The organism is Leptolinea tardivitalis, assembly GCF_001050275.1.
In the GTDB taxonomy this organism is placed as follows: domain Bacteria; phylum Chloroflexota; class Anaerolineae; order Anaerolineales; family Anaerolineaceae; genus Leptolinea; species Leptolinea tardivitalis.
On sequence record NZ_BBYA01000014.1, the window covers coordinates 81,222 to 95,625 of the forward strand.

The following is a 14,404-nucleotide window of genomic DNA, read 5'->3' on the forward strand; positions in this document are numbered from 1 at the left end:
ATGTCACAGAACAGCTCCTGCATCCAATTCATTTTCAATTTCGCCCAATTCACGAAGAGCTTCCAACGTTTCTTGTGCTTCTTCTTCACTTAAAGTATTCAAGGCAAAACCGGCATGGATTATGGTGAATTCACCTACTTTTGCATCAGGTAATGCCTGAAGGCAGGCTTCACGAATAACACCGCCAAAATCGATTTTGCACATGCGCATACCACCAGAATCATATATTTCGATGATTTTTCCGGGAACGGCCAGACACATTTGAACCTCCTAAAGATTCATCCGGGCGGCTATAACAGCCTGACCCAATGAAATACAGGCATCATTAGTGGGAACTTGATGATGCGATAAAACATGGAAATTGTTACTCTTTAATATTTCAGATGTTTTGGAAAAAAGGAAAGCATTTTGCCAGACACCACCACTGAGGGCAACATGAGAAATGCCTGTCTCATTTCTTATTATTTCACACAGTGAATTACATAAATTCGCCAAACCATTATGAAAACGAGCAGAAATTGTACTAACCGAGAGCCCCGTTTGAAAATCATTCATTATGGAATGAAGAACAGGAGAATAATTAATGGTATCAGGTTGAATATCAAAATAATAGCACCCGGTTTCTAATGGGTCTGAACAGGCTTCAAGTTCTATGGCTGCTTGACCTTCGTAGGTAACCTTCTGCCGAATTCCGATTAGAGAGGATATTCCATCAAAAAGACGACCCATGGATGTAGTTTCCGGGGAATTAACCTTATGAATAATCTGGGAAGAGACTACATTCAATTCAGTCTTTGAAAAGGATTGAACACAGGGAAGCCCGGAAGACCAGGGCAAGTTTAAAGAGTGTAGTAGAGATAATGCAATTCTGGATGGATTCTTAATGGCTTTGTCACCTCCCGGTAATACGAACCTGGAAAGGTGGAAGCGTCGTTGAAAGCCTTTGTAACCACCAATTAAGACCTCACCTCCCCAGATAGTTCCATCAGTTCCGTAACCTGTACCGTCGAAAGTCAAACCAATGACTGGTTCATCAGAGTCCCATGTGTTATCGAGCAAGCAGGCCGCCAGATGGGCATGGTGATGTTGTACTGGAATAACAGGTTTCCCATCCTTTTGCCCTCTTTCAAGTGCATACCTCGTAGAAAGATAATCAGGGTGAAGATCGCAGGCAATTATCTCCGGTTGAATACGAAACAATCTCTCAAAGTGACATACTGCCTGTGTATAGGATTGAAGAGTCTCGAAGTTCTCAAGATCTCCAATGAAGTGACTGTGAAATGCATAGGAATCGCGTGTAAGGGTAAAGTGATTTTTCAATTCTGCTCCCGCTGCGAATATGGAGGGAACAGTAAATGGCAATGTTATCGGATCAGGAGCAAAACCGCGTGACCTTCTTATAAATACAGGACTATGATCCATCACACGCATTACAGAATCATCCACCCGCATGTGAATACCGCGGTTGTGAGTCAAAAATGCATCAGCAAGGGGAGAGAGACGAATTTCAGCATCTTGATCTTCATATGCTATAGGTTCTTCGCTGAGATTCCCGCTAGTCATCACCAATACTTCCGGGAAATCATTTGCTGGCTCCAGAAGCAGGTAATGCAGTGGTGTATAAGGAAGCATAAACCCCAGATTCGATTGACCTGGTGCCAATTCTTCCGGGAGTGAACAGTCTGATCTTTTTCTCAAAAGAACGATAGGGCGTTGACGAGTTTCCAATAATTTGATTTCTTCTGATGATATATTGCAAAATTTTCTTATTGACTCAATGGAAAAAGCCATTAAGGCGAAAGGTTTTTCTACCCTTTTTTTTCTATTCCGTAATTCGCGAACTGCAGATGTATTGGCTGCATCACAGGCGAAATGAAATCCACCGAGTCCCTTTATAGCCAGAATTTTTCCTGATCGGATGGCATTTCGAGCATACTGAAGTGCAGATTCATTCCGATCTATTTGCTGATTCTGTTCAACATAAGAAATGGTTGGCCCACAGGCAGAGCAGGCAATCGGTTGGGCATGAAAGCGACGGTCCAATGGGTTTTCATATTCCTGTCGGCAATCCGGACACATGGGGAATTCTGCCATGGTGGTAAATGGACGGTCATAAGGAATGTTCTTAATGATTGAAAATCTCGGACCGCAATTCGTGCAGTTGATAAATGGATATCGGTACCGCCGATTGGATGGATCAAATAATTCCTTTAGACAATCAGGGCATATTGCCATATCCGGAGAAATAGGGATGAAATGCGATGGATCTGATCGACTTTCAATAATGTCAAATTGCGCATAGCCATTTACAGGTATTTCATGGAATGATAGATTATCGATACGAGAAAGTGGTGGTGGGGATGATTTCAATTCAGAGAGAAATAACTCAATGGCGGGTTTTTCACCGTTGAGTTCAATCTCAACTCCGTTGGAGGAATTGCATACCCATCCGCACAGGTTATTCTTTACCGCAAGTTGATAGACAAACGGCCGAAAACCAACACCCTGAACTATTCCACGCACATGGATGGCTAGACCGAAAAGCTCGTCCATCCAACCTCTACCGGATTTCCTCTTTGACTCTTTTTTCCAGCCAATCCAGCCATGCAGAAATTCCCTCACCTGTTACGCAGGAGACAGGGAAGGTTTGAAGACCCGGATTCAGCATTTCAACGCCTTCTTTGAAATAATCTGGGCGGAATTTGATATAAGGAAGAAGATCCATTTTATTCAAAATCAAAACATCCAGACCACGATAGATGGCCGGATATTTATAAGGTTTATCATCACCCTCTGGAACGGAAGCAATCAAAACATTAATATCTGTACCAAGATCAAATGCAGCAGGACAAACAAGATTGCCCACATTTTCAATAATCATCAAATCAATATCGTCAAGCGGTAGTTGTTGAAGTCCGCCGGCAACCATAACGGCATCCAGATGACAATCGCCGCCAGTGTTTATCTGTACAGCCGGTACGCCCATTTCATTGACTTTGTCGGCATCAATGGTCACAGCTGATGTGTCACCTTCTATAACGCCGATTTTCAAGCGACCCTGTAATCCTTTGATTGTCTGGAGAATAACGCTTGTTTTACCGGCACCTGGAGAAGCCATGATATTGATGGAAAAGACATGCTTGCTCTTTAACAGGGCATGATTTTGTGATGCCAGTTGATCATTGGCGCTCAAGATTTTTTCTACAACAGGAACACGTATGGCATTCATAGGCAATCTCACTTTTCTATCTCAATGCTGTCTACAAAGAACTCTTCACCTGAGATTATTTTTACATCAGGACTTCCACAGTTAGGGCAGGGTTGAAGTGATGTATCAATACGATATTCTACGGAACACTGATTACAATGTAAAACAGCATCACGGCGTTCAAAATGAAGCAATGCTCCTTTACAAAGACTATTATTGCTGATGATGTCCCAGTAAAACTGAACGGAATCATCTACAATACTGGATAACTTTCCAATCACCAGATTTATACCAGTAACTTTCAGGGCATCAGCTTCTCTGGCATATTTTTCTGAAATCTGTAATATTGATTCAGTAACAGCTAATTCATGCACAGAGCAATTATATCTTCTTTTCCTTGGAAAAACGGATAATAAAGGTCATATAGATGCAATAAAATATTAAACTTGATGATATGTAAGCAAGTGGTTGGAATCACTGCTTTATATTTACTACACACCGAAACCCAAGGCAATGGAATGTTCCTGTACCGCCACAATTCCTCGAAGAAACCAGATGAGGTGCGCCAAATGCTTCATCCCAGGCACCACCACGTAATGAGTGGCATGGATAAGGATTTATTAAATTGGGATTTGGCGGAATCGGAGTCTGCGGGCCGGTGGGATTTTTATATGGAGATTCTGAATAATAGAAATCGAATTTCCAATCAGAAATATACTCATAAACATTTCCTGCCATATCCAACACACCGTAAGGACTGGCACCTTGAGGAAATGAACCGACAGGAGAGGTTTCAGGATACCCATCATTTACTGAAAAATCTTTGCTGGCTCCACCAATACAATTCTTGTCGCAGGTATTTGCTTTTAATGGGTCTTGATCGTTCCCCCAGGGAAATAACCTGCCATCCGTTCCTCTGGCAGCCTTTTCCCATTGTGCCTCAGTTGGGAGTGACCCTCCAGCCCAATGGCAGTAATCAGTTGCCTGCTGCCAGGTGATTAGAACAACGGGATAATTATCAAATTTTTTATTACCATACCATTGTGGGTGATCTGGATCGACAAATTTTCCCGGTGCTTTACAAGCTTTATCTGCCACACATTTAGAGAACATGGCATTGGTTACTTCTGTTTGGTCTATCCAAAAAGCGTCAAGATATACTTTATGTTGTGGTTGTTCTTCTATAAAACTAGATTTTTTGCATGGATCATTCTTGCAGAGATTGGATTTCAGAATTGAATCGATTTCTTCATCACTTAATCCCATCAGGAATTCACCTTCTGGAACATACATCATTGTCATTTTATCGGCATCACGAACAAATGATGAACCAATTCCAAGACTGGGAGTTGGAGTCAGTGTTTCTGTTGGAGTAAGAGTATATGTGGCAGAAGGTAATGGAGTAGCTGTTGAAGGAATTGTGGATGTAACCTCAACAGCCGTTGGAGATCTAGAAGCTTCTAATGATGGAATAAGCGATGGTGTATTGCCGGAATTTTTCGAGACAGAACCAATACAAGCAGAAAGAATGAAACCGAAAAAGAAGAGAATAACAAAAGTAGAAAAATGATCCGACATGACCATATACCCCTCCATCAATCTATTCTGCTAATTATTTCTGAAAAAATTATATACCTGTTAAGTCAGGTGGAAGATTATTCAACCAATCCCAGGCTTTATTTGCTGCAATAGCAGAAAGGAAGGCCGTTTGTGGAGATAGGTTTTGTGCGAATCCAAAAGAATATCCTCGTACTGACAGTAGATAAGCTTTGGGTTCTGACCTGTAAAGGGTGTTTGTCAGCTTCAAACAAGCTTCTGCCGTCATATGATGTGTAAAAGGGGATGTTTGGTACCCTTCTGACACTTCTCCAAATTGGATGTCATTTGGAATATCGCCGGTATGGGCATCAACGAAACAAACAATTTGATATTGAGCCAGAGTTTCGGTCACTTCAGGATTTAATTGCAATTGAAACAGCAAATGGGGATATTCTTTCCCAATCTCAAAGGGTTCTTCCCAACTTGTCGGTACAGGTTTACCAAGCTTTTGCGCAAGGTTTGCCAGAATATGCCAGGCCACACCATCATCCTGACGGTCAGGATTACCATATCCAATAAAAATAGTTGAAGGTATATTCATAGTAATCAAAATAAAGAAGGGCGATGCCAACGAGGAAGGCATCGCCCTTTTCTTAATAGAATTTATTAATCCCGTCTCAACGTTTGAATTGTGGATCCTTCAGGATCTACGATATCTACAATCATCGGCATCTGGCCGACAGCATGCGTAGAGCAAGACAGGCAGGGATCATGAGCACGGACAGCGGCTTCTACGCGGTTCAACAGGCCTTCACGTACCTGTTGGCCGGAGATATACGTTTTTGCGACACTGTCTACAGCGTTGCTCATAGCCCAGTTGTTATGACCGGTGGAGACAATCAGGTTTACTTTTTCCAATTGTCCATTTTCATTAGCCCAGTAATGATGGATCAATGTGCCACGAGGTGCCTCAATGACTCCAACACCAACACCCTGGAAGTTTTTCTTGGTGTTCATGATATCGGTGCTGAAAATATCAGGATCGTCCAGCAGAATTCGAATCCGTTCGATCGCAAATAATGTTTCAATTAACCGGGCATAGTGATAATGAAGTGTATTTTCAACCGGTTTACCATTGTTGATTTGTTTGAAAAGTTTTAATTCTTCATTGGCCATCGGGGTTTCAATTACATCGGCAATGTTCAAGCGGCCAAGTGGACCAACACGATACACACCATCAGGATAGCCCAGACGTTTATAATAGGGGAACTTTAGGTAAGACCAATTTTCGACATGTTCTGCAATATAGTCAAGGTAATTCTTGCCTTCGAACAGTTCGAGCTGCTTGCCCGATTTATCCAACAAACGGATTTTGCCTTCAAATAATTCAAGACCATTTTTGGGAGTCACCAGACCAAAGTATCCCGTCGGGAAAACTGCAAATTTATCGATATCTTCTTTATTGGCGGCAGCCCAATCTTTAATGATCTGCAGACCAATTTTCGTTGTTTCAATCTGGGCATCGAGGTCTTTTAGAATAGCCTCACGCTCGGCAGGTTTGAGAGATTTATTAACACCGCCGGGAACTGCGAAGAGGGGGTGTATGCGGCGGCCACCAAGAATGGAAATGATCTCCTGACCCCATTTACGTAAGTTCACTGCCTTTAATGCCAGTTCCGGGTTGGCTCCAATGACGCCAACCACATTGCGTATTGCCGGATCGGCATCAAATCCGAGAAGAAGATCCGGTCCGGCCAGTTCAAAGAAATGCATGCCATGGCTCTGGACAATCTGCCCCATGTGCATTAATTCACGTAAAAGCGAGGCTGGACGCGGTGGAGGAGTGCCCATCACTGCATCACCGGCTTTGGCAGCCGCCAGGTGATGACTAACCGGGCAGATACCGCAAATACGCGGTGTGATATACGGCATTTCAAAGACCATACGGCCTTCGCAGAATTTTTCAAAACCGCGGAACTCATTCACATGCAGGTAAGCATGCGAGACATCCCCTTTTTCATCCAGGTGGATGGTCACCTTAGCATGACCTTCAATACGTGTAACCGGTTCAATCGTTATTTTTTGTGCAGGCATTTTCTATATCTCCTCATTACCTCTAATGCCAGTCCAGCAGGTCGCCTTTAATTTCCGGACGGCGGCCCTGTGCCAGCTCACTCAATACATGGAAGATCACCTCTGGACTGGGAGGGCAACCAGGGACATAAATATCTACTGGCACTACATCTTGAAGAGCGCGTACCTCGGTTGGTTTTGCCAATTCAGGATCAGAAGGAACGGCACTGTTCGGTTCTGTAGATTCTGTCTCTACATATGCACGACGGAGAGTTTCTTCCAGAGTAAAGAAATTGCGCATGGCTGGTACACCACCAAAGACGGCGCAGTCACCTAGGGCAACAAGGAGTCCACAGCGGTTGCGCATTCGATGAGCCACTTCTTCGTTGTATGTATTGTTGATCCCACCCTCAAGAATACCTACATCGACGCCGCTTTCGTCTGGTTCTTTGAGGTCTGTTATGGGAGTGGCGCGGAGATCTGTTAGTTCAGCGACCTTGACGATACGTTCATCAATATCCAGTAATGACATGTGGCAGCCCGCGCAGCCAGCCAACCAGTCTGATGCTATTTTTGGTTTTGCCATGATTACTCCTTATATTAATCCCATGCTGTTAAGCTTCAACAATTTCCACGGGAGATACTCGCGATTTAATCGCTTCTTTCCAATTATCATTTGTCTTTACACCCAGGGCAGATGCTAATGCTTTCAAGGCGTCAACATCGCTAAAGACACCCTCGGGTGCAGTCAAAGATTTGGATGTTTTCTGCAGGTGACCGTCCATGCTGATGAAATGACCGGAAATTTCCGCCCACATTTCAACAGGGATGACAACATCTGCCCTGGCTGTAAGTTTGGTGTGATATGCAGCAGATACAGCGAGGAAAGGCGCTTTTTCAAGATCCGTCAAAAGACCTTCAGTCGGTTCATCGTCACCTATTGCCACAAAGTAAGCCTGGTGTTTTCCAGCCTCAAAAGGTTTGTCCAACTTAAGTTGAGAGGCAGCCAGACTATTCGCTTTTCCCTTTGTGTTGATAATGGCACTATTCTTTACTGAACCAGCCAGATCAATAAGTGCCGAAACAGCTTTCTGACCATCTTTGGCACTTAGTTTGTCACTGTAGATGAAAACAGGATGTTCTGCGCTGGAAATGATTGAGGCAGCATTTACCAGATCAGCTTCTTTAACGCCGCATTTTGCTGCTTCATCTGTTACTTTTTGTTTCTTTACAGCAGATTGAAGGGCATCAAGTATGTCTACATTAGAACCCTTTCCTGCTTTGACTTTCACATCGGCAAATGGGTCAAACCCGTTTTCATCGGAATCGATAACAATCAGCTTGGTGCCGCTTGGAAGAATCCGCTTGACCATGAAGCCAAGTACCTGATGTTCTTTGTACAGATCGGTATTGACCACAACAACACAGTCGGCCGAATTCATCGAATCAATTTTGCTTTCAAATGATTTCTTCAAACTATCTGTAAAACTGGCTGACGCCGAAGTCATGGCGCCTTCCTCGATAGTTGTTACCATGGAGCTTTTCAGCCCATCAGAGAATATTTGTTTGAAAAGTGACAAAGATTCAACGGACAGTTTCGTCGAGGCTAATGCAGCAACACCAGATCCTGCTGATTTAATCGCAGTGGCAATAGCTGCAACCGCTTCTTCCATTGTGGCAGCTTTTAAAGAACCATTCTTGCGAACCATCGGAGTTAGAATGCGTTCACGTTTTTCTTCAAGGGGAAGAAAACGTCCACTTTTACAAAGAATACCGTCACTCACACCTTCACCCCAGCGTCCTTCTATTCGAACGATCTGGTTATCTTTTACAACAATATTGATCGCACAACCGATCGAGCAACCAGTGCAAACTGAAGGTACTTTTGTTACCTGAGCATCTCTCCCACGGTAGGCTGATTGACGGTCGATAATGGCTCCGGTCGGACAGACCTGAACACAGGTTCCACAAGAAACACAGGAAGATTCTCCAATGGGAACACCATAATCGGCGACAAGATAGCTCTTTGCGCCGCGTTCTTCAAATCCCCATGTAAAGTTACCAACAAGTTCGCCACATGCACGCACACAACGTCGACACAAAATACAGCGATTATTATCAAGTACGAAATAAGGACCAGAAGCATCAACACCAAAAGTATTGAAATTAGGCGACAGAGGCCAATTTGTCATACCTTCCTGGTAGGCAGCATTTTGCAATTCACAATCACCACCAGATTCCTGACAGAACGGACAAAAATGATTACGCTCGCTGAATAGCAGGGTTAAAACAAATTTCCTTGCTTCCTTAACGCGATCTGTAGTCGTTTTAACAACCATTTTTTCACTTACAGGAAGTGTGCAGGATGGTTGTAACGTTCGCGCCCCTTCTACTTCAACCAGACATAAACGGCAACCTCCATAAGGGGTTAATTCTGGGTGATCGCACAGGGTGGGAATTTCAATCCCCGCAGACTGAGCTGCCCGGAGGACTGTCGTTCCTTCTTTTACTTCAATGTTTTTGCCGTCAATGGTTAAGTTGACCATAAGAAAACCTCTCTTTTTCGAGATTACAGTTTATGCATGTACCTTATGTCCACTCATAGAACAAACTCCGGATGGACATACTTTAAGACGAATATGTGCCTCAACTTCTGCTCTAAAATACTTTAAGATATCCCGAATGGGTGTTCCAGATGTTTGACCAAGACCACAATTTGATAGTTGGAACAAATTGTCACTTATCAATTCCAGGTCATCCAGGTCGCTCAAAGAACCAATCCCTTCGGAGATTTGATCTAGAATTTCGTATGCTCTCTGGTTCCCGATTCGGCAAGGAGCACATTTTCCGCAACTTTCTACACGGAAAAAGTTCATAAGCACTTTTGCTAAATCGACTACACAGGTCTCTTCATTGCAGATGAGAAGAGCACCTGAACCAAGAGCTACACCGGCCTTGTTGAATGAATCAAAATCCATGGGTGTATCCTGCAAACTTGCAGGAATGATCGATCCACTGGAACCACCCGTTTGTGCTAATTTGAAGTTGGCGCCATCTTTCATACCTTTTCCATAAATAGCGACAACTTCTCGGAGGGTAATTCCCATTGGAACTTCAACCAGACCGGTTACATTTACATTACCCAGAATGGTGTAGACTTTTGTGCCCGGGCTGCTTGGTGTGCCAATTGATTTAAACCAGGCGGATCCTTCACGAATAATGGCCGGAATATTGGCCAATGTTTCAACATTGTTGATTAACGTTGGCTTATTCCATAAACCATTTGTGGTTGGATATGGTGGACGTGCCCGGGGTTCACCGCGATTGCCTTCAATGGATTCCAACAGCGCAGTTTCTTCACCGCAGATATATGCACCAGCACCTGAATGGAGATGGATTTCAAAAGAGAAATCAGAATTGAAGATATTCTTCCCAAGAAATCCCATTTCTTTAGCGGCAACAATGGCTGCCTCAAGTCTTTGACGTGCCAGAGCATATTCTCCACGAATATAGATATATCCTTCTGAGGCACCTACGGCAAAACCGGCGATTGTCATTGCTTCAAGAATGGAAAATGGGTCACCTTCAAGGATCAATCGATCTTTAAATGTGCCAGGTTCACTCTCATCTGCATTGCATACGACAAATTTCTGATTCCCTTTTGCCTGTGCGACAAATTTCCACTTCAGGCCGGTTGGAAAACCTGCGCCGCCGCGTCCACGCAGCCCTGATTTGATGATCTCATCAATAACCTCAGTTGGTTTCATACCAGAGATTACTTTACCCAGAGCTTCGTATCCATCATGGATAATGTATTCTTCAATATTGTTCGGATCTATAAGTCCAGCTCTTTGAAGTACTATCCGATTCTCTGCCGGGAGGGTTCCTTTGCGGGAATTCAACCAGGCGATACGTCCGGAAAGTTCACGACTGGATGCCAATAATTCACTGGCAATCCGACCTTTGTAAAGGTGCTCTTCAACAAGATGATGAACGTCTTCGGTTTTTATCGGGCCATATATCGCTGCTTCTGGATAGATGATTACCAGGGGAAGGGCATCATGCCGTCCAACATCACCCACCATTGTCAGTGAAATTTCATCTGATATTCCAAATGATTCCAAATCCTGTTGAATTTTCTCAAACACTTGCCGGGCTCCCCGTTCCATTGAGAGCGGGTCACTGGAAACCAATACCATAGATCGGTAGGCTTTCATCGTGTGCTCCTATTCGTAACGAGCCAAAATGGATTGAAGTTCACCGGGTGCGATGTTTCCGTAAATATCTTCATCTACGGTCATAACAGGTCCAACACCGCATACACCAAGGCAGGAAGTGGTTAACAATGTCCATTTACCATCAGGGCTGGTTTCACCAGATTTCAAATGAACCTGTTTTTGAAGTTCTTCCCAGACTTCTTTTCCACCTACCACATGACATGGTGCACTCTCACAAAATTGGATTACATGTCTGCCGCGCGGCTTTGTGGAAAGCATCCGATAAAAACTGGCTACCGAATATAACTGGCTCTTCGGGGCTTTCAAAAGCATGCTTACTTCGTCCAGCGCTTCCGGAGGAATATACCCGAGCTTCTTATTGATCTCATTCAAGATCGGGATCATTTCTTCTCGTTTGGCGCCAAAGGCATCAACAGCTGCCTTTACTGCTACTATGACTGAATTTGCCACATCACTTTGTTTGGTATTTTGGACCATTATTCCTCCAGCATGTCGGAACGATGCGAACAGCATAGAAAGCGTTTTATAAAACGAAAGTCCCAGCAAGTATTCAATTGTGAAATTAAGGCTACTTCACCTCCACAGCATTGAAGTTACAAACCTGAGCGCAGATACCGCAACGAATGCAGATATCCGGGTCAATGACATGTGTTTGCCGTCTCTCACCAGATATGGCATTCACCGGGCAGTTACGAGCACAGACAGTACAACCTGTGCATACGCCATCAGTAATTGAGTAATGGATCAAGGCTTTGCAGACCTTGGCCGGACAGCGTTTATCATAGATATGAGCTTCATATTCATTGCGGAAGTGTTTTAAAGTGCTGATGACAGGATTGGGCGCACCCTGACCAAGTCCGCACAATGAAGCCGCGTTGATTTCTTTACAGAGATATTCAAGAGTCTCGATATCGCCGTCTTTTCCTTTTCCATCGCAAATATTCTGAAGGATTTCCAGAATACGGCGGGTTCCCACGCGACAGGGGGTACATTTACCGCAGGATTCATCCTGGGTGAAATCCATGAAGTAACGGGCAATGTCGACCATACAGGTCTCATCATCCAAAACAATCAGGCCGCCTGATCCCATCATGGCACCGGCAGAGATTAATGATTCATAATCAACTGGTAGATCAAGGTATTTAGACGGGAGACAACCGCCCATGGGGCCACCTATCTGGGCGGCTTTAAAACCTTTATCATCTTTAATTCCACCGCCAACATCGTAAACGAGTTCACGAAGAGTAATACCAAGTGGAACTTCAACCAAACCTGGTTTCTTCAAGTCGCCGGCAAGGGCAAATGTTTTAGTGCCTTTACTTTTTTCTGTACCCAGACTGGAATACCAATCTGCACCTTTCAGAATGATCTGAGGAACATTGGCATAACTTTCTACGTTGTTGATATTTGTCGGTTTTGCAAATAGACCTTTAACAGCCGGGAAGGGAGGGCGAGGCCGAGGTTCACCACGTTTGCCTTCAATGGAAGCCATCAATGCTGTCTCTTCACCACAGACAAACGCACCTGCACCCATGCGGACTTCAAGATCAAAGTCGAATCCGGTTCCGAGAATATTTTTACCCAGCAAACCCAGTGAACGAGCCTGTTCAATGGCTATGTTCAATGTATGGACAGCGACAGGATATTCAGCACGACAATATATGTAACCCTGGTTGGAACCGATGGTATAACCTGCAATAATCATACCTTCTAGTACCGCATGTGGATCGCCTTCCAAAACACGGCGATTCATAAAAGCACCAGGATCACCCTCATCAGCATTACAGACGGTGTATTTAGGGGTTTCTGTGCTGGCACGCGCGAAGCTCCATTTCTTACCAGTGGGGAAACCGGCACCACCGCGTCCACGTTCACCAGATTTCAACATTACATCAATGACATCATCCGGTGTCATTGATGTGAGCACCTTGGCAACTGCCTGATACCCATCTTCGGCAATATAGTCTTCTATGTTTTCTGGATCAATCTTGCCGCAATTGCGCAAGACAACACGCATTTCTTTGGGAGTAGGAGCCGAAAGTTCTTCATCTTTCGCTTTTTCTGTTTCGATGATGAATTTTTTCGCAATGCGGCCCTTCAAAAAATGTTCTTCGACCAGAAAGGGAACATCGTCAACAGTTAACCCACCGTAATGAACACCTTCGGGGTAGACCATTATTTCTGGTCCCTGGGAGCAATCGCCGATTCGGGATGTTTCCAATACCTGGACTTCATCAATTAAACCCTGGGCGACCAATTCATCTTGAATGGCGTCCATGACCTCATGAGCACCCTTTTTAAGGCATTCAGGGTCAACGCAAACTAATATATGTGAACGAAAATACTTCATTGTAAGAACCTTCGATAATGGATTACACCGTTGAACGGTGAAAAACTAGGCTTGAATAACATTTTCTTTTATGATATTTCCCTTGCCGATGTGTTCCTTCATAATCCGGCGGGCGAGCTCTGGAGTTACTTTTCCGTAGACAACTTTAGGTTCAGTACCTACTGTTACCTGAACGATCGGTTCTTTTTCACAAAGGCCGATGCACCCGGTTTGAGTAACAATTATTCCACTTATGTTATCTTTTTCGATAACATCAAGAATGGCTTTCATGGTTTCACGAGCGCCAGCTGCAATACCGCAAGTCCCCATAGCTACTGAAACCTGTGCTTTTCCTTCGGAGGCTTTTACCTTGCGCTTTTCAAGAGCTTCTTCGCGAATTTTCTTCAGATCTTCAAGCGATTTAATGGTTGTCATCATTTTTCTCCTGAAAACAGGGTTCATTCAGGCAACAGTCTGAATACTGTGGATGCCTGATTCAAAAAAATTCCGTAAAAAAGTCAGAACTACCGGTTCCGTCATCGACACACCTTGAAGTTCGCTTTTTATCGTTTCATCGTCCAGGTAGAATTCCTTCTCGCCAATCATATATCGGAAAATGAAATGTATGGGCGGATGAGCAATCAACAGATTTAAGAACGTTGTAGCAATATCACCCAGAGGCATTCGATCTATATGGCTCCGTTGGAAATCTACGTAGACCGATGTACCTTTTCCGACCTTGGAAGTGATGGTTAAAGAACCGTTGCACGCTTCAGCCGCTTCTTTAAGTAAAGGAAGTCCCAACCCGACTTTGCGCGTTGTTCGGGATGTAACAAATGGATCAGTTACACGTTGCACCATCTCTTCCGTCATTCCCTTGCCATCATCCTCAACCTTCATTGATAAGCGATCTCTGGAAATATCTTCACAAATTTCAATGCGGATCGTCTTTGCATCTGCTGCAACGCTGTTTTCAGCAATATCCAACAGATGAAGGGCAAGTTCCCGCATGAAGAG

The 14,404-nt window shown here is 44.0% G+C and carries 14 protein-coding genes; all 14 read right to left on the reverse strand.

Annotated features, from left to right (window positions below; translation table 11 throughout):
• Window positions 1-3: 3 nt before the first annotated feature.
• Window positions 4-261, reverse strand: a complete 258-nt coding sequence (locus LTAR_RS15740) for a HypC/HybG/HupF family hydrogenase formation chaperone (RefSeq protein WP_062423269.1) — start codon at window positions 259-261, stop codon at window positions 4-6.
• Between the two features lie 9 nt (window positions 262-270).
• Entirely contained in the window at window positions 271-2,553 is a 2,283-nt protein-coding gene (hypF, locus tag LTAR_RS15745; protein WP_081420026.1) for a carbamoyltransferase HypF, read from the reverse strand.
• A 7-nt stretch (window positions 2,554-2,560) separates the two neighbouring features.
• A complete protein-coding gene (gene hypB, locus LTAR_RS15750; RefSeq protein ID WP_062423270.1) occupies window positions 2,561-3,229 on the reverse strand; it encodes a hydrogenase nickel incorporation protein HypB in 669 nt (222 codons plus the stop codon).
• 8 nt (window positions 3,230-3,237) lie between these two features.
• On the reverse strand, window positions 3,238-3,582 hold the full coding sequence (gene hypA, locus LTAR_RS15755) for a hydrogenase maturation nickel metallochaperone HypA (RefSeq protein ID WP_062423271.1): 345 nt from the start codon (window positions 3,580-3,582) through the stop codon (window positions 3,238-3,240).
• 100 nt (window positions 3,583-3,682) lie between these two features.
• Complete coding sequence (locus tag LTAR_RS15760) at window positions 3,683-4,786, reverse strand: formylglycine-generating enzyme family protein (protein ID WP_236686625.1); 1,104 nt, start codon at window positions 4,784-4,786, stop codon at window positions 3,683-3,685.
• Window positions 4,787-4,835: 49 nt separating this feature from the next.
• Entirely contained in the window at window positions 4,836-5,288 is a 453-nt protein-coding gene (locus tag LTAR_RS15765; RefSeq protein ID WP_139044603.1) for a hypothetical protein, read from the reverse strand.
• A gap of 125 nt (window positions 5,289-5,413) precedes the next feature.
• A complete protein-coding gene (locus LTAR_RS15770; RefSeq protein ID WP_062423274.1) occupies window positions 5,414-6,841 on the reverse strand; it encodes a Ni/Fe hydrogenase subunit alpha in 1,428 nt (475 codons plus the stop codon).
• A 22-nt stretch (window positions 6,842-6,863) separates the two neighbouring features.
• Window positions 6,864-7,406: an NADH-quinone oxidoreductase subunit B family protein gene (locus LTAR_RS15775; protein ID WP_062423275.1), complete on the reverse strand. Its 543-nt coding sequence runs from the start codon at window positions 7,404-7,406 to the stop codon at window positions 6,864-6,866.
• A 28-nt stretch (window positions 7,407-7,434) separates the two neighbouring features.
• On the reverse strand, window positions 7,435-9,366 hold the full coding sequence (locus LTAR_RS15780) for a molybdopterin-dependent oxidoreductase (RefSeq protein WP_062423276.1): 1,932 nt from the start codon (window positions 9,364-9,366) through the stop codon (window positions 7,435-7,437).
• Between the two features lie 30 nt (window positions 9,367-9,396).
• Window positions 9,397-11,037: an NADH-quinone oxidoreductase subunit NuoF gene (nuoF, locus tag LTAR_RS15785; protein ID WP_062423277.1), complete on the reverse strand. Its 1,641-nt coding sequence runs from the start codon at window positions 11,035-11,037 to the stop codon at window positions 9,397-9,399.
• Window positions 11,038-11,046: 9 nt separating this feature from the next.
• Window positions 11,047-11,535, reverse strand: coding sequence for an NADH-quinone oxidoreductase subunit NuoE (nuoE, locus tag LTAR_RS15790; protein ID WP_062423278.1), 489 nt, complete (start codon window positions 11,533-11,535; stop codon window positions 11,047-11,049).
• Between the two features lie 91 nt (window positions 11,536-11,626).
• Window positions 11,627-13,408 carry an NADH-quinone oxidoreductase subunit NuoF gene (locus LTAR_RS15795; protein ID WP_062423279.1) on the reverse strand — a complete coding sequence of 594 codons (1,782 nt, stop codon included), beginning with the start codon at window positions 13,406-13,408 and terminating at the stop codon, window positions 11,627-11,629.
• Between the two features lie 45 nt (window positions 13,409-13,453).
• Window positions 13,454-13,825, reverse strand: a complete 372-nt coding sequence (locus LTAR_RS15800) for a (2Fe-2S) ferredoxin domain-containing protein (RefSeq protein WP_236686627.1) — start codon at window positions 13,823-13,825, stop codon at window positions 13,454-13,456.
• Between the two features lie 24 nt (window positions 13,826-13,849).
• On the reverse strand, window positions 13,850-14,398 hold the full coding sequence (locus LTAR_RS15805) for an ATP-binding protein (RefSeq protein ID WP_062423281.1): 549 nt from the start codon (window positions 14,396-14,398) through the stop codon (window positions 13,850-13,852).
• Window positions 14,399-14,404: the final 6 nt, after the last annotated feature.

Coding starts and splice junctions, on each gene's coding strand:
- LTAR_RS15770 (WP_062423274.1), bottom strand. CDS start 6,841: ATGCCTGCACAAAAAATAACGATTGAACCGGTTACACGTATTGAAGGT.
- LTAR_RS15775 (WP_062423275.1), bottom strand. CDS start 7,406: ATGGCAAAACCAAAAATAGCATCAGACTGGTTGGCTGGCTGCGCGGGC.
- hypB (WP_062423270.1), bottom strand. CDS start 3,229: ATGAATGCCATACGTGTTCCTGTTGTAGAAAAAATCTTGAGCGCCAAT.
- LTAR_RS15760 (WP_236686625.1), bottom strand. CDS start 4,786: ATGTCGGATCATTTTTCTACTTTTGTTATTCTCTTCTTTTTCGGTTTC.
- LTAR_RS15740 (WP_062423269.1), bottom strand. CDS start 261: ATGTGTCTGGCCGTTCCCGGAAAAATCATCGAAATATATGATTCTGGT.
- LTAR_RS15780 (WP_062423276.1), bottom strand. CDS start 9,366: ATGGTCAACTTAACCATTGACGGCAAAAACATTGAAGTAAAAGAAGGA.
- hypF (WP_081420026.1), bottom strand. CDS start 2,553: ATGGACGAGCTTTTCGGTCTAGCCATCCATGTGCGTGGAATAGTTCAG.
- LTAR_RS15800 (WP_236686627.1), bottom strand. CDS start 13,825: ATGATGACAACCATTAAATCGCTTGAAGATCTGAAGAAAATTCGCGAA.
- nuoF (WP_062423277.1), bottom strand. CDS start 11,037: ATGAAAGCCTACCGATCTATGGTATTGGTTTCCAGTGACCCGCTCTCA.
- LTAR_RS15805 (WP_062423281.1), bottom strand. CDS start 14,398: ATGCGGGAACTTGCCCTTCATCTGTTGGATATTGCTGAAAACAGCGTT.
- LTAR_RS15795 (WP_062423279.1), bottom strand. CDS start 13,408: ATGAAGTATTTTCGTTCACATATATTAGTTTGCGTTGACCCTGAATGC.
- nuoE (WP_062423278.1), bottom strand. CDS start 11,535: ATGGTCCAAAATACCAAACAAAGTGATGTGGCAAATTCAGTCATAGTA.